This window comes from Actinoplanes sp. 13 (genome assembly GCF_056134165.1).
Genome location: NZ_JBVYOQ010000037.1, coordinates 27,143 through 46,954, shown reverse-complemented (window position 1 = coordinate 46,954; position 19,812 = coordinate 27,143). Strand labels below are relative to the sequence as shown.

The 19,812-nt window shown below is 73.4% G+C and carries 15 protein-coding genes and 1 pseudogene; 5 read left to right on the top strand and 11 right to left on the bottom strand.

Annotation, left to right across the window (positions count from 1 at the left end):
* Positions 1-95: 95 nt before the first annotated feature.
* The 4 genes from AC0NH5_RS38865 to AC0NH5_RS38850 all read left to right on the top strand — a co-directional run bounded on the left by AC0NH5_RS38865 (position 96) and on the right by AC0NH5_RS38850 (position 3,436).
* Positions 96-992, top strand: coding sequence for an NAD(P)/FAD-dependent oxidoreductase (locus AC0NH5_RS38865; RefSeq protein WP_474412687.1), 897 nt, complete (start codon positions 96-98; stop codon positions 990-992).
* A gap of 55 nt (positions 993-1,047) precedes the next feature.
* Positions 1,048-1,413, top strand: coding sequence for a YciI family protein (locus tag AC0NH5_RS38860; RefSeq protein ID WP_474412685.1), 366 nt, complete (start codon positions 1,048-1,050; stop codon positions 1,411-1,413).
* The gene (locus AC0NH5_RS38855; RefSeq protein ID WP_474412683.1) at positions 1,403-2,650 is read left to right on the top strand and encodes an RNA polymerase sigma factor; all 1,248 of its coding nucleotides are present in this window, start codon (positions 1,403-1,405) and stop codon (positions 2,648-2,650) included. Before AC0NH5_RS38860 ends, AC0NH5_RS38855 begins: the two co-directional genes overlap by 11 nt.
* Positions 2,651-2,743: 93 nt before the next feature.
* Positions 2,744-3,436, top strand: coding sequence for a dihydrofolate reductase family protein (locus tag AC0NH5_RS38850; protein WP_474412681.1), 693 nt, complete (start codon positions 2,744-2,746; stop codon positions 3,434-3,436).
* A 10-nt stretch (positions 3,437-3,446) separates the two neighbouring features.
* Here AC0NH5_RS38850 and AC0NH5_RS38845 read toward each other — a convergent pair whose 3' ends face one another.
* From AC0NH5_RS38845 to AC0NH5_RS38820, 6 genes and pseudogenes are all read right to left on the bottom strand, one after another.
* The gene (locus tag AC0NH5_RS38845; protein WP_474412679.1) at positions 3,447-3,974 is read right to left on the bottom strand and encodes a carboxymuconolactone decarboxylase family protein; all 528 of its coding nucleotides are present in this window, start codon (positions 3,972-3,974) and stop codon (positions 3,447-3,449) included.
* A gap of 64 nt (positions 3,975-4,038) precedes the next feature.
* Positions 4,039-4,242 carry a cold-shock protein gene (locus AC0NH5_RS38840; RefSeq protein ID WP_474412677.1) on the bottom strand — a complete coding sequence of 68 codons (204 nt, stop codon included), beginning with the start codon at positions 4,240-4,242 and terminating at the stop codon, positions 4,039-4,041.
* Between the two features lie 94 nt (positions 4,243-4,336).
* On the bottom strand, positions 4,337-4,936 hold the full coding sequence (locus tag AC0NH5_RS38835; RefSeq protein WP_474412741.1) for a class I SAM-dependent methyltransferase: 600 nt from the start codon (positions 4,934-4,936) through the stop codon (positions 4,337-4,339).
* Positions 4,937-5,274: 338 nt separating this feature from the next.
* Positions 5,275-5,580: a cellulose binding domain-containing protein gene (locus AC0NH5_RS38830; protein ID WP_474412739.1), complete on the bottom strand. Its 306-nt coding sequence runs from the start codon at positions 5,578-5,580 to the stop codon at positions 5,275-5,277.
* A 90-nt stretch (positions 5,581-5,670) separates the two neighbouring features.
* Positions 5,671-6,714, bottom strand: a pseudogene (locus AC0NH5_RS38825) (PQQ-dependent sugar dehydrogenase); the annotation flags it as partial.
* Between the two features lie 225 nt (positions 6,715-6,939).
* Positions 6,940-8,022: a tartrate dehydrogenase gene (locus AC0NH5_RS38820; protein WP_474412675.1), complete on the bottom strand. Its 1,083-nt coding sequence runs from the start codon at positions 8,020-8,022 to the stop codon at positions 6,940-6,942.
* 278 nt (positions 8,023-8,300) lie between these two features.
* On the opposite strand from AC0NH5_RS38820, the gene AC0NH5_RS38815 reads away from it, so the two are divergent.
* Positions 8,301-11,339, top strand: coding sequence for an AfsR/SARP family transcriptional regulator (locus tag AC0NH5_RS38815; protein WP_474412673.1), 3,039 nt, complete (start codon positions 8,301-8,303; stop codon positions 11,337-11,339).
* A gap of 75 nt (positions 11,340-11,414) precedes the next feature.
* On the opposite strand, the gene AC0NH5_RS38810 is transcribed toward AC0NH5_RS38815, so the two are convergent.
* The 5 genes from AC0NH5_RS38810 to AC0NH5_RS38790 form a co-directional block, all read right to left on the bottom strand.
* Complete coding sequence (locus AC0NH5_RS38810) at positions 11,415-11,888, bottom strand: hypothetical protein (protein WP_474412671.1); 474 nt, start codon at positions 11,886-11,888, stop codon at positions 11,415-11,417.
* A 79-nt stretch (positions 11,889-11,967) separates the two neighbouring features.
* Positions 11,968-15,378 carry a TIR domain-containing protein gene (locus AC0NH5_RS38805; protein WP_474412669.1) on the bottom strand — a complete coding sequence of 1,137 codons (3,411 nt, stop codon included), beginning with the start codon at positions 15,376-15,378 and terminating at the stop codon, positions 11,968-11,970.
* A gap of 278 nt (positions 15,379-15,656) precedes the next feature.
* Positions 15,657-16,316, bottom strand: a complete 660-nt coding sequence (locus tag AC0NH5_RS38800) for a response regulator transcription factor (protein ID WP_474412667.1) — start codon at positions 16,314-16,316, stop codon at positions 15,657-15,659.
* Positions 16,313-17,470, bottom strand: a complete 1,158-nt coding sequence (locus tag AC0NH5_RS38795) for a sensor histidine kinase (protein ID WP_474412666.1) — start codon at positions 17,468-17,470, stop codon at positions 16,313-16,315. The genes AC0NH5_RS38800 and AC0NH5_RS38795 overlap by 4 nt, the downstream gene beginning before the upstream one ends.
* Positions 17,467-19,614 (bottom strand): MMPL family transporter, encoded by a 2,148-nt coding sequence (locus tag AC0NH5_RS38790; protein WP_474412664.1) that lies wholly within the window; start codon positions 19,612-19,614, stop codon positions 17,467-17,469. The genes AC0NH5_RS38795 and AC0NH5_RS38790 overlap by 4 nt, the downstream gene beginning before the upstream one ends.
* Between the last annotated feature and the right edge of the window lie 198 nt (positions 19,615-19,812).

The window sequence follows — 19,812 nt, the reverse complement described above, 5'->3', positions numbered from 1 at the left end:
CTGCCCCGCCACAGACTCCCAAACTCATCCATGTCTGTCAATGTCCGGCCATCGCCTCCGCGCCTCGCGCCCGGATCGTCGGTAAGGTCTCGATCATGGATGTCGTCGTGGTGGGTGCCGGGATCGCCGGGCTGTCGTGCGCACGCGCGCTGACGGACGGCGGCGCCCGGGTGCGTGTCGTCGAGCGTGGCCGGGTGGTCGGCGGCCGGCTGGCCAGCAAGCGCTACGACGGCCGGTACGCGGACATCGGCGCCGCCTATTTCGTCGCCGACGACCCGGACTTCGCCGCGCTGGCCGCCGGCTGGGAGTCGCGCGGGCTGGCCCGGCCGTGGACCGACACCCTGCGGGTGCTGCCCGGCGCCGGGCAGACGACCGGGCCGATGCGCTGGGCGGCGCCGGGCGGCCTGCGATCGCTGGCCGCGGACCTCGCCGACGGGCTGGACGTACGCCTGTCGAGCCCGGTCGACACGGTGCCCGACGACGCGGACGCGGTCGTGCTCGCCATGCCCGGCCCGCAGGCGCTCCGGCTGGACCCACCGCCGGGCATCGCCGCGGCCGCGAGCGGGCAGGTGTGGCAGCCGGTGATCGCCGCCGTCCTCACCTATCCGTACCGGGAGTGGGGCGAGCTGCACGGCGCGTTCGTCAACGACCATCCCCTGCTCGCGACCGTCTGCGACGACGGCGACCGCCGGGGCGACGGCGCCCCGGTCCTGGTGGCCCATTCGACCGCCGAGCTGGCGGCCCGGAACCTGGCCGACCCGGAGGCTGCCGGACCGGTCCTGGCCGCGGCTGTCGGGGAGTTGTTCGGGCTGATGGCGCAGCCCGAGGTCCGGGTGCACCGCTGGACGTACGCCCAGCCCGAGCCGGGCGACGCCGCCTATGCCGTCGACGGCCGGGTCTGGTTGTGCGGCGACGCCTTCGGCCGGCCCCGGGTACAGACCGCCTGGCTCTCCGGCCGGGCGGTGGCCCGGGCGCTGCTCGACGGGGCCTGAGCCGTCCCGGCCGGCGCTGAGCCGTGTGAGATGGTGGCGGAAAAGGAGTTCCGGGATGAAATACCTGATGTTGATTTACGGCAACGAGGACACCTGGACCAGCCTGGCCCCGGGCGACCTGGCGAAACTGATCGGTGAGGTGGACGCCTTCAACCAGGCGTTGCGGGACTCCGGCGAGTTCGTCGGCGCCGAGGGACTGGAGTCCGAGCCCCGCAGCCTGCGCCGGGTGGACGGCGAGGTGGTCGTCACGGACGGCCCGTACCTCGAGGCCAAGGAGTTCGTCGGCTCGTACTTCATGGTCGACGTGGCGAGCGAGGAGCGCGCGCTGGAGATCGCCCGGGCCTACCCCGGCATCTCGTACGGCGGCGGTGTCGAGATGTGGCCCGTGATGCGGCCCGGCGGGGCGCCACTTGCGGGCTGACGAGCAGGTCGCCGAGCTTCTGCGCCGGCTCGCGCCGCAGGTGCTCGGCCCGCTCGTCCGGCGGTACGGCGACTTCGCCCGGTGCGAGGACGCCGTCCAGGAGGCGCTGATCGCCGCCGCGGAGGCCTGGCCCGGCGGTGGCGTCCCGGAGCACCCGCTCGGCTGGCTCAGCACGGTGGCCACCCGCCGATATGTGGACCAGGTGCGGGCCGACAGCGCCCGGACCCGGCGGGAGGCCGCCGTCGTGGCGGCCCTGCCCCGGGACGCGCTCGTCGAACCGCCGCCGGACGCCGGCGAGCCGGTCCGGGACGACCTGCTGGAACTGCTCTTCCTCTGCTGCCATCCGGCACTGACCACCCCGGCGCAGCTGGCGCTGACCCTGCGGGCGGTCGGCGGGCTGACCACCGGTGAGATCGCGGCCGCGTTCCTCGTCCCGGAGAAGACCATGGGGCAGCGGATCTCCCGGGCCAAGAACACGCTGCGGGCCGCCGGCGCCCGGTTCACGCTGCCGCCGGAGGAGGTGGCCGGCCCGCGCCTGCGGGTCGTGCTGCACGTGCTGTACCTGATGTTCAACGAGGGTTACAGCGCCAGCGGCGGCGAGCGACTGCAGCGCCCCGAACTGACCCGGCAGGCCGTCGCCCTGACCCGCCAGTTGCGGGCGCGGCTACCCGATTCGGGGGAGACCGCCGGGCTGCTGGCGTTGATGCTGCTCACCGACGCCCGGGCCGCGGCCCGCACCGGACCGGACGGGGTGCTCGTGCCGTTGGCCGAGCAGGACCGGCGGCTCTGGGACGGCGCGGCCGTCGCCGAGGGCACCGAGCTGATCACCCGGACGATGGCGTCCCGGCCGCTCGGGCCCTATCAGGTGCAGGCCGCCATCGCCGCGCTGCACGACGAGGCGCCGTCGGCCGAGGCGACCGACTGGCCGCAGATCTTGAAGCTGTACGAGATCCTGGAGCGCCTGGCGCCGAATCCCGTCACCACCCTGAACCGGGCAGTCGCGCTCGGCATGGTGGCCGGCCCCGCCGCGGGACTGGAGCTGCTCGCGAACCTCGAGACCGGGATCCTGGCCGGCAACCGGCGGCTGTCGGCCGTCCGCGCACACCTGCTGGACCGGGCCGGACGGTCGGCGGAGGCGGCCGCCGCGTACACCGAAGCCGCCCGGCTGGCCGGCAGCATGCCCGAGCGACGTTTGCTGCTGGACCGGGCCGCCCGCTGCGCGACCGCCAAGAATTGATTCCGGCCCGGCGGTAGAAATCCGGTCGGCGGCTCCGATCACTCCACGAGCGGCGCCCACCAGGGGCGCCCGCACCGATGGAGCTGACAAGTCATGACCAGAGTCACCTCGCAGATGTCCGTGTCACTGGACGGCCACTACGCCGGCCCGCGCTTCGACGGCGACGGGAAGTGGATCGACTCGGCGGAGGCCGCCGGCTTCTTCCGGATCACCCGCTGGGTCATCGACGGGGCGGCCTGGCGCGAACGGCAGGGCTTCGCCGGTGGCGAGCACGACACCAACGCGGGCATCATCGCGGAGACCTTCGAGCAGGCCGGGGCGTACGTGATGGGCCGGCGCATGTTCGAAGGCGGCGACATTCCGTGGGGCGACGAGCCGCCGTTCCGGGCGCCGGTGTTCGTGGTGACGACCCGGCCGCGGGAACCTCTGCACCGGCAGGGCGGCACGACGTTCACGTTCGTCACCGACGGGCTCGCCGCGGCTGTCGAGCAGGCCCGTGCCGCGGCGAACGGCAAGAACGTGGCGGTGTCCGGTGGCGGCACCCTGGTGCGCCAGGCGTTGCGGGACGGCCTGCTGGACGAGCTGGAGCTGCACATCGTCCCGGTCGTGCTGGGTTCCGGCATGCGGCTGCTCGACGACGGCCTCGGCCTGGCCGACAAGGAGGGGCTCGAACTCACGCCCACCAGGGTGGTCGGCACACCTCAGGTCACGCACATCAAGTACACGGTGGCCGGCCGGGCCGCGCTGGTCCTCGACGACCGGGGGCGCGGCACCGGCGAGGTGTGAGCGATCCGCGTCAGGATGCCGCGCGCTGCAGGTACCCGTGTTCGGCCAGGTGGGCGGCGCGTTCGTCGTACGCCGCAGGGTCGTCGGGGGTGATCGTGGCCAGCCCGTCGACGTAACGGTTGAACATGCAGAACGCGGCCGCGATCAGCACCGTGTCATGGATGGTGCGGTCGTCGGCGCCGGCCGCACGGGCCGCGGCGACGTCGTCCGCGCTGACCTCGTGACCGCCGGCGCGCACCCGGTCGGCGATCACCAGCAGCGCCCGCATCTTCGGGCCGGCGGCCTCCGGGTCGCCGGCCAGGACCTCGTCGAACTCGCCGGTGAGCCGGCGGGCGACGGCCGCGTGCGACCGCGCGCAGAACGCGCAGTCGTTGCGACTCGACACGTACGCGGCGATGGTCTCGCGTTCGGCGGGCTTGAGCGGGGAAGGCCCGCGCAGCAGCGCCTCAGCGAGGTTGTTCAGGGCGCCTGCGGTGTCCGGGTGCGCGGCGAGCAGACCGGCGATGCCGGGCAGCGGCGGAAGCGGGATGTGTGGCACGCCGTACAGCCGACCATGGGACCGGCGTCGATGTCCACCGGCAGCGGCGTCCGGAGACGATCTGTCAGAGCGGCCGGATGTTCTGCGCCTGCAGACCCTTGGCGCCCTGGGTGACCTCGAACTCGACCCGCTGGTTCTCGTCGAGACTGCGGTAACCGGAGGAGGCGATGGCGGAGAAGTGCGCGAACACGTCGGGACCGCCGTCATCCTGGGTGATGAAGCCGAATCCCTTTTCGCCGTTGAACCATTTGACGGTGCCGGTGGCCATGATTTCCCCTTGCCAACTTATGCGAGATCGCCCTGCACATCGCCTCGGAAGATCCGTTTTCCGTGGCGGTGGAAATTGTCTGAAGAAAGTGGAACTACAACGCCGAAACGCTAGCACGATCGGGCCCGGGAGTGGTCCCGAGCACCGACACCTCGGTGAGCTCGGAATCTTCGGCCGCGCCGAGACCGCGCACCCGGTACCGGGTCAGCACCGTCAGCCATCGGTCGGGCAGATGACCGCGGCCCGGGTCGCCGACCAGGATCCGCGCGTCGCGGGCCGCGGCGCGCCGCAGGAAGCCCAGCATGCGGGCGGCCAGCGCCGGGTCGTAGAGCCCGTCGCCGATCAGGATCACGTCGGCGTCGCCACCGTCGCCGTCGAGCAGGTCGCCCTCGGCGGTCCGCACCTCGACGTCGTTCACGGCGGAGTTCAGCTCGACGGCCGCCAGCGCCACCGGGTCGATGTCGTTCGCGATCGTCACGGCGGCGCCGGCCCGGGCCGCCGCGATCGCGACCACGCCGCAGCCGGAGGCGACGTCGAGGACGCGCCGGCCGGCGACGAGCCGCGGGTGATCGAGCACGTAACGTGCCACTGCCTGGCCGCCGGCCCACGCGTTCGTCCAGAACGGATTCTGGCCCGGCCCCATCTGCGCCTCCAGCCGGGCGCCCATCACGATGGCGTCGTCAGCGAGGTGCATGCGGATCTCCGGCAGGAACGGCAGCCGGACGAGACGCAGGCCGTCGTAGCCGACGTAGTCGCGGGGCGCGACGAAAGGGGCGAGCACGGATCCGGTCAGCGGCGGCAAGCAATGCTCCGATTCTGGGAGGCGCGCCGGCGCGTACCGAGTACGTCTGACCGGGCGCGCTGAAGGCGTCACCCGGGTGGACGAAAGCCACCGGGCCGGTCCGACAGTACGCGACCGTGCCCGGTACAGCCGCATCGTCAGCCGCCTGTCCCACCCCAGAGGTGTTTATGACCGGCCGTTTCGCGACACGTGCTGGGCGACATGCCGGGGCATATCGCCCATCGCGGCGGTCAGCCGGTCACGGTGCAGGCCGTGCCGTCCAGGCGGAAGTCGGCGGGCCGGGCGTTGGCGCCGCTGTAGGTCGCCTGGACCCCGAACGTCACCGTCGCGCCCGCCGCCAGCCCGCCGTTCCAGCCGGCGTTGCGCGCGGTCACCGCGCTGCCCGACTGGCTGACCGTGGCGTTCCAACCGCCGGTGACCTGCTGGTTGCCGGGGAAGGTGAAGGTGACCGCCCACGAGGTGCGGGCGGAGCCGAGGTTGGTCACGCCGACGTTCGCGGTGAAGCCGCTGCTCCACTGGTTGACCTCCCAGCGCACCGAGCAGCCGGTCGTTGCCGGCGAGGAAGTGGTCGGGGAGGCGCTGGGAGAGGCGGGCGAAGCGGTGGGGGAACTGCCGAGCGGCGGGAAGCGCAGGATCCGGTCGTCGTCGGCGGCCGGGGTGCCCCGCCCGTCGCGGTTGCTGGTGGTCACCCACAGTGCGCCGTCCGGTGCCCGCTCGACCGTGCGGAGACGCCCGTACCTCCCCTGCAGGAGCGCGACCGGCGTGCCCGCGCCGCCGGCGCCGTCCAGCGGCACCGACCAGAGGCGCTGGCCGCGCAGGGCAGCCACGTACATCGTCCGGCCGTCGATGGTGGCGCCGCTGGGCGACGCCTCGGCGGTGCTCCACACCACGATCGGGTTGCGGAAGCGGGTGTCGGTGCTGCGGCCCTCGACGGTCGGCCAGCCGTAGTTGCCGCCGGCGACGATCTGGTTCACCTCGTCCCAGGTGTTCTGGCCGAACTCGGAGGCGTACAGCCGGCCCTGCGCGTCCCAGGCCAGGCCCTGCGGGTTGCGGTGGCCGAGGCTGTAGACCAGTGAGCCGGGGAACGGGTTGCCGGTGGCGGGCACGCCGCCGTCCGGGCGCATCCGCAGGATCTTGCCGTTCAGGCTCTGCTGGTTCTGGGCGTTCGCCGTCACGGCCGCGTCGCCGACGGCGGCGTAGAGCATGCCGTCGGGGCCGAACGCGATCCGCCCGCCGTCGTGGATGCTCGCCCGGGCCAGCCCGCTGAGGACGACCTGCTGCGTCTGCGGGGCGTCCAGCCGGAACCGGGTGATCCGGTTGTCGGTGGCCGTGGTGAAGTACACATACACCAGGTTGTCCTGGGCGAACGTGGGTGAGACCGCGAGACCGAGCAGACCGGCCTCGCCGGTGGCGGTCACGCCGGGGATGGTGGTGACGGCAGTCGGCGCGCTGCCGGGGCGCACCCGGAGCACGCGGGCGCTGTTGCGTTCGGCGACCAGGGCGCTGCCGTCCGGCAGGAAGCCCAGCCCCCAGGGGACGGTCAGGCCGGTGGCGACCACCTGCGGGTTGGCCAGGTCGGGCTCCAGCGCGGCGGACGGGCCGGCCGCGACCAGGGCGGCGCCCAGGGAGAGCGCGGCGACGGTGGCGCTGACAGCGAGGGTTCGGCGCATGGGGGGCACCTCCACGTTCGATTGACCAGAGTCAATGTACGCGCGGTGCCGCCGGTCCGCGACCTCAGCCGGCCGCCGGCCAGGCGTGCAGAGCCGGCGCGGCCACCCTCGAAGCGTTCCGGCGCCGCCGGCCGATGGGGCTGCCGGGCCGGATCAGGTCGATGCCGGCTGTGCGGCTGAGCGCGCCGCACACCTTCTACCGCCGCCTCGCGAAACTGTGCCGCGTCAGCCCGCGAGGTTGGCGATGATCGCTGCGGTGACCTCGCGGGTGGTGGCGGCGCCGCCGACGTCCCGGGTGCGCACCCCGCTGCCGGTGGTGGCCCGGATGGCGCGCCGGAGCGCCGCGGCCTCGTCGTGCAGGGCGAAGTGGTCGAGCATCAGGGCGGCGCTGCCGATCGCACCGACCGGGTTGCAGATGCCCTGTCCGGCGATGTCGGGCGCGGACCCGTGCACCGGTTCGAACATCGACGGGAAGCGGCGTTCCGGGTTGAGGTTGGCGCTGGCGGCCAGGCCCAGGCTGCCGGCCAGGGCGCTGCCGAGGTCGGAGAGGATGTCCGCGTTCAGGTTCGAGGCGACCACCACGGACAGATCTTCCGGCTTCAGGACGAACTTGGCGGCCATCGCGTCGACCAGCACACTCTCGGTCTCGACGTCCGGATAGTCGGCCGCGACGCGGCCGAACACCTCGTCCCAGAGGACCATGCCGAACTGTTGCGCGTTGCTCTTGGTCACGCTGGAGACCTTCTTGCGGGTACGGCTACGCGCGAGCTCGAACGCGAAGCGCATGATCCGCTCGCAGCCGTATTCGGTGAACAGTGCCGACTGCACGGCCACCTCGCCCGGACCGGGGCGGGCGCCGAGGTTGCGGCCGCCGAGCCCGGCGTACTCGCCCTCGGAGTTCTCCCGGACGACGACCCAGTCGAGGTCGGTGTCGTCGGCCTTGCGCAGCGGGCTCTGAATGCCGGGCAGGAACTCCACCGGTCGTACGTTGGCCCATTGGTCGAAGTTCTGGCAGATCGTGAGCCGCAGGCCCCACAGGCTGACATGGTCCGGCACGCTGGGCCAGCCGACGGCGCCGAAATAGACCGCGTCGAACGGCTTGAGCTGGTCGAGGCCGTCCTCGGGCATCATCCGGCCGTGTTTCGCGTGATAGTCGCTGCCCCAGTCGAACTCCTGCCAGGCGAAGCGGAACCGGCCGGGCGAGGCGGTGGCGAGGGCGTCGAGCACGGTGCGGCCGGCTTCGACCACTTCGATGCCGACACCGTCGGCGGGTATGGCGGCGATCCGGAAGGTCTGCGGGTCGTTCATATCGATCTCCGTCGTTGCTGGGCGTCACGACCAGTTAACGATGGGGAGATGGCGGCGTCCAAGGACTGTGTCGCGGGGCAGGTCGTCCGTCGCCTGCTGGTATTACTCCGGCGTCCCCGATTCCCCCGTACACGCTTGCGTAACCGGGCGAGAACGACCTGTCCCCTGCAACGAGGTCAATACTCGTCGGCGGACCTTGTACGAAGCATGCGAGACTCGTAGCGGTCCTTGTGGATTTCTTGAATCCCCTGGTCGGGATATGAGCGTGCGGAGGTCAGTTGGCGGCCGAATTCGGTGTGCTGGGTGTGGTGGAGGCTCGGATCGACGGGCTGTCCGTCGAGTTGGGACACGCCCGGCAGCGGTGCGTGCTGGGCGTGCTGCTCGTGGAGGCCGGCCGGCCGGTCACGGTGGACCAGCTCATCGACCGGGTCTGGGGCGAGCGTGCGCCGCAACGGGCCGCGGGCGCGCTCTACAGCTACCTGTCCCGGCTGCGGCGTGCCGTCTCAGGCGCACCCGGCGTGGAGATCCGGCGGGCAGCCGGCGGCTACCTGTTGACGGTGGACCCGCAGGCGGTGGATCTGCACCGGTTCCGCAAGCTGATGACTCTGGCGCGGGCGGGGGAGCCGGACCGGTCGGCCGCCGGTCTGATCGAGCAGGCGCTCGGTCTGTGGCGCGGCGAGCCGTTCGCAGGCCTGGACACCCCGTGGCTGGACGCGATGCGGCGCACGCTGCTCGGCGAGCGGTTCGCCGCCGAACTGGACGGCAACGACGTGCTGCTGCGACTGGGCCGCCACGGCGAGCTGCTGCCGGCGCTGTCCGCCGCCGTCGCCGAGCATCCGCTGGACGAGCGGCTGGCCGGGCAGCTGATGCTCGCGCTGTACCGGTGCGGTCGCCAGGCCGACGCGGACGAGCAGTACCGGCGGATCCGCCGCAGTCTCGCCGACGAGCTGGGCAGCGACCCGGGTGCCGCGCTGCGCCGGTTGCACGAGCAGATCCTCGCCGCCGACCCCGCGCTGGCCGGGCCGCCGGACGAGGCCCGGGCGCCGGGCGAACCCGTGCCGGCCGGTGTCCCGCCGGTCACCACGGCGGCGACCGCACCCACCCAGCTGCCGGCCGACGTGCGGGCGTTCACCGGGCGGACCGGGGAACTCGCCGCGCTGGACCGCCTGGTGGAGCCGGCCGACGGGGACGAGCCGCCACTGACCGTCGCGCTGCTGTCCGGCACGGCCGGGGTCGGCAAGTCCGCGCTGGCCGTGCGATGGGCGCACCGTGTCCGGGACGTCTTCCCCGACGGGCAGCTCTATGTGAACCTGCGCGGCTACGACGCCGAACAACCGGTCGCCGTCGCGGACGCGCTGGCCGGGTTCCTCACCGCGCTCGGGGTGCGCGGGGCGGAGATCCCGCCGGGCACCGACGAGCGCGCCGGCCGGTACAGGTCCGAGCTGACCGGCCGGCGGATGCTGGTGCTGCTGGACAACGCGTCCTCGGTGGACCAGGTCCGCCCGCTGCTGCCCGGCACCGGGTCCTGCCTCGTGCTGATCACCAGCCGCGACTCGCTGCCCGGCATGGTGGCGGTGCACGGCGCCGAGCGGGTCAACCTCGACCTGCTCCCGCTGCCGGACGCGGTCGGGCTGCTGCGCAAGCTGATCGGCGCCCGGGTGGACCGGGAGCCCGCCGCCGCCGCGGAGCTGGCCGCCGCGTGCGCCCGGCTGCCGCTGGCATTGCGGATCGCCGCCGAGCTGGCCGCGGACCGGGCCGACGTGCCGCTGGCCGACCTGGTGGCCGAACTCGGCGACCATCACCGGCTCGACCTGCTGGACGCGGGCGGCGACCCGCGCGCCGAGGTCCGGGCGGTCTTCTCCTGGTCATATCAGAACCTGCCCGCCGACGCGGCCCGGGTGTTCCGGCTGCTCGGGCTGCACCCGGGGGAGACCACGCACGTCGACGCCGTGGCCGCACTGACCGGCACCGGCGCCGTCGAGGCGCGCCGGCTGCTCGGTGTGCTGTCCCGGGCCAGCCTGGTCCAGGCCGGCCGGGGCGGCCGGTACGGCATGCACGACCTGCTGCGCGCGTACGCCGCCGAGCTCGCCGCCCGGCACGACGCCGAACCGGACCGGCGGGCCGCCCTCACCCGCCTGTTCGACCACTATCTCGCCGGGGCCAGCACGGCGATGGCCACGCTGTACCCGGCCGGGGCCCACGAGGCCGGGATTCGGCCGGCCGGCGACGAGGACGCGGCGCGGGCGTGGATCGAGGCGGAACGGCCTACCCTCGCCGCGGTCTGCACGCAGGGCGCGGCGCACGGGTGGTACAAGCACACCATCGCGCTCGCCGAGACCCTGTTCCGCTATCTCGACGCGGGTGGGCCGGTCGCCGAGGCGGCCACCGTCACCGCGTCGGCGGTGTCCGCGGCCCGCGCCGTCGGCGACCGCGACGCGCAGGCGCGGGCGTTGTCCAACCTGGGCCGGCTGCACCGCCGGCAGGGCCGCCCGCAGGAGGCGGTGGCGACCTACCGGCAGGCGCTGGCCCTGTACGCGGGCCTCGGTGAACGTGCCGCCGAGGCCCAGGTGCTGCGCAACCTGGGCAGTGTCGACTGGCGGCTGGGCGACTACCGGCAGGCCGCGGACCACTATCGGCGGGCCTGGACGTTGTACCGGGACCTCGGTGACGCCGCCGGCGAGGCCGACGCGCTGGTCCGGCTCGGGCTGGTCGACGCGCGGCTCGGCGACGGGACGCAGGCGGCACAGCGGTTCGAGGCTGCGCTCGACCTGTACGCCACGCTCGGCGACCGGTTCAGCGAGGCGTACGTGCTGTCCCTGCTCGCCCGGCTGCCGCACCGTCCCGCGCCACTGGACCGCGCGGCGGGCCACCTGGAGCAGAGCCTGGACGCCGTGCGGCGCGCCGGTGACCGGACCGCGGAGGCGTACGTCCGGACCGATCTCGCCGCGATCGACGCCCGCCGGGGCCGCCTCGGCGCGGCCGCCGATCACCTGCGCCGCGCGTTGATCCTGCACCGCCGGATCGGGGATCGCGCCAGCGAGGCGGAAGCGCTGAACGATCTCGGTCAGGTGCTGCGCGCCGCCGGGGACGCGGCCGACGCGCGGGCCCAGCACGGCCAGGCGCTGGCCCTGGCCGAGGAGATCGGCGACCGGTACGAGCGGGCGCGGGCGCACGACGGCATCGCCGCGGCGTTGCGGGACAGCGGCGACGCCGACGGTGCCGGGCCGCACCGCGACCACGCCCGGCGCATCTTCGCCGATCTGGAGGTGCCCGCGGCCCCGGTCGTCGACGTCGTCCCGGCCGGCTCCGGCCGCTGACTCCGTGATGTGCGGCCAGAGCGACAGCGTGTGTGAAGTTCGGGTGCGAATGGCACCCGAACTTCACACACGGGTTCAGGCTCGGTGCACGCCGTCGATCCAGAGCACGGTGACGGGGCGGCCGCGGTCCCGGGCGTACGCGACGACGTCAGCGGTGCCGCCGAGCCCGCGCGCCGGCAGGCCGTCCCAGAGCGCGAACAGGTGGTCGCAACGGTCCACCATTGCCTGCCCGGCGGCGAGGAAGCCCTGGTCGCAGGGCTCCGGAAACGGCATCGTGATCACCGTGGCGGCGGCGCGCACGAGGTCGCAGAACCGGGCCCGGCTGCCGTCAGCGGTCAGCGAGTCGGCGTAACCGGCCGACGGCAGCACCGCCTCGAGGGTGCCGCCGGCGGCCAGCACGTGGGCGGCGAACAGCTGGTCGGCGCCGTCGGCGAGGCTGGACACCCCGAGCAGGTCGGGGCCGGTGGGCAGCACCCGGCGCCAATGGCCCATCGCGCGGTCGGCGATGCCTGGTGGGAGCATCCGGTGACCGGTGACACCGAACCGCACATCCACCTCCGTACGACGGCTCGCCTGACGATAAGGCTTCCGCGCCTCGCGTGGGGGGCAGGTAGGGGCCCGGTTTCGTTCAGCAGGTGGCCCGGTGCGGGAGTTCGGGGATGTACCGGGCCCACTCGCCGGCGTCGAGCCCGCGGCCGGCGATGGCGCAGGCGTGCCGGGCCGGGTCGGCCGCGAGGTCCGCGGGCACCGTGGCGTCCCAGAGCGTGACGTTGCTGGTGGCGCCGCCGTAGGTGCCACCGGCGGCCAGCGTGCGCCCGTCCGGGCTGAACGCCACGATGAAGCTCTCCAGCTCCGGGGTCTTGAGGGTGGCGAACCGGACCGGCGCGGCGGGGTCGGCGATGTCCCACAGCATCATGGCGTTGTCCCGGCTGGCGGTCGCCAGGGTGCGCCCGTCCGGGCTGAACGCCACGAAGCGCAGCGGGTTGGTGTGGCCGGTGACGGTGGCCGTCCGCATCGGCTGTGCCGGGTCGGCGACGTCCCAGAGGATCACAGTGGCGTAGTTGTCGGTGCCGGCCGCCAGGGTGCGCCCGTCCGGGCTGAACGTGAGGGCGGAGCCGATGGAGTCGGTGAGGGCGGCGGAGGCGAGCCGGGCCGGGGCGGACCGGTCGGTCAGGTCCCACAGCGACAGGGTGAACCCCGAGCCGACGGCCAGGGTGCGCCCGTCCGGGGCCAGCGCGACGGCCGTGACGGAGTTCTGGGCCGGTAGCCCGGCGACCAGGGCGGGCTGCCGCCGGTCCGCCACGTCCCACAACGTCACCTTGCCGTCGCGGCGGCCGATGACCAGCGTGCGACCGTCCGCGCTGAACGTGACCGCCTGGACGACGGCGCCGTCCTCCTTGATGGTGGCCAGCGGTTCGGGCCCGGACGGGCGGGTCATGTCGAGCAGCGTCACCGCCTTGTCGGCGCCGGCGACGGCCAGCGTGCGCCCGTCCCGGCTGAGGGCGACGGTCTCGACGGCGCCGCTGTGCAGCGGCAGCAGGTCACGCCGGACCGGGGCGGCCCGGTCGGTCAGGTCCCACGGCACGGCGGAGCCCTCCTGGCCGGCGGCGATCAGCGAGCGGCTGTCCGCCCCGAACGCCAGTCCCACGACCTTCCCGGGGAAGGGGCCGGGGAGCGTGGCGATCGCGTCCCGGGCGAACCGGCCCTTGACGCTCCACAGCGTCGCGGTCCGGCGGTCGCCCGCGGTGATCAGCGTGCGCCCGTCCGGGCTGAAGGTCATCGACCGGACGGGCCCGCCGGCGGCGGCCACGGTGGCGATCCTCGTCGACAGCGTCTGCCACGTGTCGTCGTCGACGGCCCACAGCACTGTCGTGCCCTCCACGTCGCCGAGGGCCAGCGTGCGCCCGTCCGGGCTGAACTCCACCGCGCTGAGCATGCCGTCGTTGGAACCCGCGAGCTGCGAGGCGACAGGCTTGGCCGGATTCGTGAGGTCCCACAGCCACACGTTGTAGCCGCCGGTGGCGCCGACAGCCACGATCGGCAGCTTCGGGTTGGCCTCGACGACGGCGTCGGCGGGCAGGTCACCGAACGACGGCTTGAGCGTGGCACCCTTCACCGGACGGGCCGGATCGGTCAGGTTCCAGACCGTGACCGAGGCGCCGCTGGTCACCGCGGTGCGCCCGTCCGGGCCGAACTTGAGCGAGGAGACCGCGGGGAACGTGGCGAGGGCGGCCGGAGCCGTGCCGGTGACGTCCCACAGCACGGTGGTCCTGGACCGGTTGCTCGTGGCGACGGTGCGCCCGTCGGGGCTGATCGTCACGGCCACGATCCCGGCGCCGTCGGAGAGCGGCGTGGTTCGTACCGGGGACGCCGGGTTCGTCACGTCCCACAGCACCGCTTGCGGGCTGCCGTCGAAGACGGCGAGCGTGCGCCCGTCCGAGCCGGCCGCCAGCGTCTTGTCGGCGGTCCCGTCGACCGGCAGCCGCCCGAGCCGGACCGGTTTCGCCGGGTCGGCGGTGTTCCACAGCGACACCGTCCCGCCGGCGCCGGTGGTGGCGATCACGGTGCCGGCGAGGGCCGCGACGTCGGTGACGTCGCTGAGCGAGCCCAGGCGATGCGTCGCCATGGCGAGGTGGCTCAGCTGGTCGCGGGTCTGCGCGTCGTCGTGCAGGCGCTGGGCGGCCGCGCCCAGCATGAGGGCCTTCTGCGGGTCGTCCACGATCATCGAGCGGGCCCGCCCGACGAGCCGGCGGTTGATCACGATCCGCTGCTGCAGCGCCGCCTCCTCCTGTTGCCGGCGGGCCTCCCGCTCCGCCTCCCGGGCGAGCTGTTCCTGCCGCTTGCGGTCCTCGTCGGCCTTGCGGGCCAGCCCACGGTGGTACTCCGCGAGCCGCTGCTGCTCCTTCGCCCGCGCCTCGGCCTGGTTCGCCAGCTCCTCCTGGCGCCGGGCGTTCGCCAGGTGCCGCTCCGCGTCGGCCTGCTGCCGTGCGGCCTCCTCGGTGGCGTCCTCGGCCGCTTGCTGCTGCCGTGCGGCCTCATCGGTGGCGTCCTCGGCCGCTTTCCGCTGCCGGTCGGCGTTCGCCTTCTGCCGTTTCGCGTTCACCTGCTCGCGTTTCGCGCCGGCCCGGTACCGCTCGGCGTTCCGCTGTTCCCGGTCCGCCTCCGCGGAGGCGTCCTCGGCCAGCGCCCGCTGGATCCGGGCGAGTTGTTCCTGACGCCGGGTCTCGGCCCCCGCGACCTGCGCCCGGTCCTCCTGCACCCGGGCGTTCGCCTCCTGCACCCGGGCGTTCTCCTGCTGCCGGTGCGACTCCTCGGTGGCGGCTTCGGCGGTGCTGCGCTGTTGCAGCGCCTCCTGCTTCTGCAGGCCGGCCTCCACCGCGGCGGCGGTGGCTCGGTCGGCGTTGCGCACCGCGACCACGCCGGTCAGCGACGCGACGAAGGTGAGCAGCACAAGCGTCGCCGCCGCCACGGTCAGCAGCCGCCGGGCCCGCCGGTGCTGCCGGACGTCCTCGCCCTCCAGCTCGTCCTTGCTGATCCCGTGCATGGGCGCGGCGAGCTGGGCGATCGCGTCCCGGAAGCGGATGTGCTGCAGGCTCAGGTGCAGGTCGTCGCGCGCCCAGCGCAGGTCGAGATAAAGCGGTTCCTCGGGGAACACGCCGCGCAGCGCGGCGGGCACCGCCGTGGAGTCGTCGGTGAAATCGCGGGTGACCGGGTCCCAGCGCCATTCGCCGTCGGTCACCACCGGCAGGATGCTGTCCGGTGACTTCGTCGCCAGCCAGTGCTCGATCTCCCGGTTCACCCAGGGGGAGCGCGCCGCCTCGGGGGAGGCGAGCAGCACGAAGTGCCGGGAGCCGTCCAGCGCCTCCTGGATGGACGTCCACAGCTTCGGCGTCACCGCCAGCCCGGTCTGATCGCGGAAGATCCACAGTGCCCGGCGCTGGTGCCAGGGCTTCGCCAGGCGGTGCAGGCCGCGCTGGACGGCGGGGGCCAGCCGCCCGTCGGCGGCGTGACTGTACGAGATGAATCCATCGAACGGCATGGCTGCCCCCGCGGTCGGCGTGATCGGCGGGGGCCGATTCTCCATGCCGTCGGTCCGCGGGTAAAGCGGGGCGGCCGGCCGGGCAGGATGACGCGGAACAGCGTCGGTACCCGCCGGTAGGCCTCGTGTGGCGGGACCGGGCGGGGTGTGCTTTGATCTATGAAGGCCGGGCATTCTCCCCCGTGGATGCCCGGCCCCTACTGTGCCACCCCTGGTCGTTCCCGCCAGGCCGTCCGCCTGTCGCGATGCGCGGATGGATCAGGCCGTCAGGGAAACGGTCAAGCCTTGACCAGCCCCTGCTGGTAGGCCAGGACGACCAGCTGGGCGCGGTCGCGGGCCCCCACCTTCATCATCGCCCGGTGGATGTGCGTCCGGACCGTCAAGGGGCTCACGACCAGGCGAGCGGCGATCTCCTGGTTCGACAGGCCGTGGGCGGCCAGCGCGGTGATCTCGCGCTCCCGGTCGGTCAGGCTCGCCAGCGATCCCAGGGACGGCCCGCCGACGGTGCCGGGGCCGGACAGGAAACGGTTGATCAGTGCGCGGGTGGCCGACGGCGACAGCAGCGCCTCGCCCCCGGCCACGGTCCGGATCCCGGCGAGCAGGCCGTTCGGCGTGACGTCCTTGCCGAGGAAGCCGCTGGCCCCCGCCACGAGCGCGCGGGCCACATGCTCGTCGGTCTCGAACGTGGTCAGGATGAGCACGCGCGTACCGGCCAGTTCGTTCGAGGAACAGATGCGCTGCGTTGCGGCCAGCCCGTCGAGGACCGGCATCCGGATGTCCATCAGGACGAGGTCGGGCCGGTGCCGCTGAGCGAGGGCGACCGCTTCCTCGCCGTTCGCGGCCTCGGCGACCACCGTCATGTCGTCACCGGAGTCGATCAGCATGCGGAACGTCGAGCGCAGCAGCGCCTGGTCGTCGGCGAGAACGAGCCGGATCATCGGAGCACCTGGTCTTCCTGCCATGGGGCCAGCGGGATGGTGAGGCAGACCGCGTACCGATCATGGCCGGCCGGGCCGGCCCGGACCGATCCGCCGACCGCGAGCGCGCGTTCCCGCATGCCGATCAGCCCGTAACCCCCTGAGCCGGCCGGGCCGGGCCGGGCCGAGGTGTTGACCACGTCGGCGGAGAAGGTGTCCTCGTCGTACGTCAGGAAGATCATGACGATCGGGCGGACGGCGTGTTTGGTGACATTGGTCAGGGCTTCCTGGACGATCCGGAACGCGGTCAGCTCGACCAGCGGCGGTAAGCACCGCGGCGTCCCCTCGCTGATCACGGAGACGTCGACCCCGGCCGCCCGGCACGCCTCGATCAGCTCGGGGAGCTGGTCGAGGCCGGGCGCCGGTGCGGTGCCCGCCGAGGAGTCGTCGCCGGGGTCACGGAGCAGCCCCACGGTCGCCTTGAGCTCGCGCAGAGCGGCCGACGTTGAACCGCCCAGCCCGGCGAGAAGCTCGGGCACCTGCTCGGGACGCTTGGCCAGCAGATGGGCCGCGGTCCCGGCCTGCGCGTGCGCGACCGCAAGGTGATGCGCGACCACATCATGCAGGTCACGCGCGATGCGCAGGCGTTCCTCGCTCAGCCGGCGGCGCACGTCGTCGTCCCGGTTCCGTTCGGCGTCCGCGGCGCGGGCCTGGACCATCCGCAGGTAGTCCCGCTGGGCCCGGGTCATCCGCCCGGCGAACACCGCCGGCAGCAGCCACAGGGCGACGCCGACGGTCCGCAGAAGCAGGGACCCTCCCGTCGGGGTGGGGTCGCCGGCCGCCCCGCCCAGGATCACCGCGCCCACCGCGATCCCGGTCCACCAGGCGGCCGCCCGGGAACTGCCGACGACCGCCAGCCGGTACAGGCAGCCGATCAGCGGGGCCAGCAGCAACGGCGTCGGCAGGTAACCGGCCGCGCAGGCCGCGGCCGCGCAGCCGATCGCGACGACGATCGCGACCCGCGGAAAGCGGGCAGAGGCGTACAGGGCCCCGCTCGCGACCAGGCTCAGCAGCGCACCCGGAAGCAGCTCGGCCGGCCGGAAGATGCCCTCGGTGCTGATGCTGGCCCCGAGGGCCGCGAAGACGAACGCGACCAGCGCGGTCAGCACGTTCACCGGGCCGACACTACGTCAGCCGGCTCCGATGCCGGCTGCTGGCCGCTCGGCGCCCCGCCCTCCACGTCGACGTGCGGCAGCACCCGGTCGAGCCATCGGGGCAGCCTCCAGGCCCGCTCGCCGAGCAGCTGCAGGACGGCGGGCACGAGCGTCAGGCGTACCACGAACGCATCGAAGAAGACCGCGCAGGCGAGCCCGAGGCCGACCATCTTGATCAGCGGTTCGTCGGCCGCCGCGAACCCGCCGAACACCGCGATCATGATCACCGCGGCCGCGACCACGACCTTCGAGCTCTGCTCGAAACCGGTGACGATCGCGTCGTGGGCCGGCCGGCCGTGCAGGTGGGCCTCGCGCATCCGCGACACCAGGAAGACCTCGTAGTCCATGGCCAGACCGAACACGATGCCGACCAGCAGAATTGGCATCAGGCTCATGACCGGCCCGGTCCGCTCGATGCCGAGCACGCCGGCCGCCCAGCCCCACTGGAACACCGCGACGATCACGCCGAGCGCGGCGAACAGGGACAACAGGAAGCCGAGCGCCGCCTTGACCGGGATCCAGACCGAACGGAACACCACGAGCAGAAGCAGCACGGCAAGACCGATCACGAGCCCCACGTACGGGACGAGGGCCGACTGCGTCTTGCGGGCCATGTCGATGTCCAGCGCGGTGGTGCCGGTGATCTCGTACCGGACCTGCGCGGCCGCCTCCACACCCGGGCGCGCGGTCCGCAGCGTTTCCACCAGGTTTTCGGTGCGCTCGTCGGTCGGGCCGGTCGACGGCACAGCGGTGAGGATCGCCGTGTCGCGCTGCTCGTTGAAGGTGGCCTCGGACACCGACACCACGCCGCTGGTCGTTCTGATGCTGTCGGCCACATCTTCCACCGCGGACGCCGGGTCAGCGGCGCCACGCGCGTCGACCACCACCGTCAGCGGACCGTTGAACCCGGGACCGAACGCCGCGGCCCGCAGGTCGTACGCGCGTCGCTGGGTCTCGGTGGTCGCCAGCGACGCGTCCCCGGGCGTGCCGAGCTGCAGCGACAGGGCCGGAACGGCGATCGTGGCCAGCAGCGCGACACCGGCCGGCGTGATCACCAGGGGACGGCGCACCACCAGCCGCATCCAGGAGCGTGCGGCCGGATGGCGGACCGGGGTGCGGGCACTGCCACGGCGTTGCGCTCGCGCGAGAACCCGGTTCGGGGCGAAGCCCAGCAGCGCCGGAACCAGGGTCAGCGCCACCAGGACGGCCACCACCACCGCGCCCGCGGCGGCCAGGCCCATCTTGGCCAGCGACGGGATCCCCACCACGGACAGCCCGGCCAGCGCGATCACCACGGTCGTCCCGGCGAACGCCACCGCCGAGCCGGCGGTCCCCACAGCGCGACCGGCGGCCTGCTCGGCATCGTCGTGGCCGTGCGGCTCGTCCCCGCCGTGGCGCTCCTCCCGGTAGCGAGAGACCACGAACATGGCGTAGTCGATGCCGACCGCCAGCCCCAGCATCAGCGCCAGCATGCCGCTGGTGATCGCCATCTTCAGCGGGCCGGCCACCGCCCAGACGCCGAGGAACGAGACGGCCACGCCGATGACCGCCGTGAGCAGCGGCAGACCCGCCGCCACCATCGAACCGAAGGTCATCAGGAGCACGACCGCGGCGATCGCGACCCCGGCGAGTTCCATGGCACTCATCCTGGTGCCGGTCCTGAGCGCCGACCCGGACATCTCCGCCGTCAGCCCGGCCTCCCGCGCCTGCTTCACCGACTCGGCCAGCGCTGTGCGCGACTCGTCGGTCACCTCGGACGACGGAACTGAGTACGACACCGACGCGAACCCGGTCGACCCGTCGGCGCTGATGCCCCCTGCGGTCGACGGCGGCACGACCCGCGACACCTGAGAACCGCTGGAGACCAGCGCCAGCGCCACGTCGACGGCCTTCGCGTTCCCCACGGACGTCAGCGCTTGACCCCGCGGAGCGACGAACACGATGGTCGCCGACGCACCGTCCGCGGCGGCGCCGGGAAACCGATCCGCGATCAGGTCGAACGCCTGCTGGGACTCGATTCCCGGCATCGTCGCCCTGGTGTTGACCGGGCCCTCCGACCTGACGGCGAGCAGCACCGCCCCGCCGAGAGCGAGCAACCACAACACGACGACCAGCCACCGCCGGCGATAGGAAAAGCGGCCAAGACGACTGAATATGCCTGCCATGACGCGACACTCCACTTCTCCGTGAACGTTGCGCACAGCCTCTCGGCCGGGCCCCGGTCGCGTCGTCGTGCAGGTGCAGGCTCCAGGTACGACGATCGCAGTACGCCATTCAGCCCTGGGGCTTGAGCGGTTCGCCGG

Bases quoted from the DNA above. Each gene is read 5' to 3' on its own strand.
- AC0NH5_RS38865 (WP_474412687.1), top strand. From the start codon at position 96: ATGGATGTCGTCGTGGTGGGTGCCGGGATCGCCGGGCTGTCGTGCGCA.
- AC0NH5_RS38860 (WP_474412685.1), top strand. From the start codon at position 1,048: ATGAAATACCTGATGTTGATTTACGGCAACGAGGACACCTGGACCAGC.
- AC0NH5_RS38850 (WP_474412681.1), top strand. From the start codon at position 2,744: ATGACCAGAGTCACCTCGCAGATGTCCGTGTCACTGGACGGCCACTAC.
- AC0NH5_RS38840 (WP_474412677.1), bottom strand. From the start codon at position 4,242: ATGGCCACCGGCACCGTCAAATGGTTCAACGGCGAAAAGGGATTCGGC.
- AC0NH5_RS38835 (WP_474412741.1), bottom strand. From the start codon at position 4,936: ATGCACCTCGCTGACGACGCCATCGTGATGGGCGCCCGGCTGGAGGCG.
- AC0NH5_RS38820 (WP_474412675.1), bottom strand. From the start codon at position 8,022: ATGAACGACCCGCAGACCTTCCGGATCGCCGCCATACCCGCCGACGGT.
- AC0NH5_RS38805 (WP_474412669.1), bottom strand. From the start codon at position 15,378: ATGCCGTTCGATGGATTCATCTCGTACAGTCACGCCGCCGACGGGCGG.
- AC0NH5_RS38800 (WP_474412667.1), bottom strand. From the start codon at position 16,316: ATGATCCGGCTCGTTCTCGCCGACGACCAGGCGCTGCTGCGCTCGACG.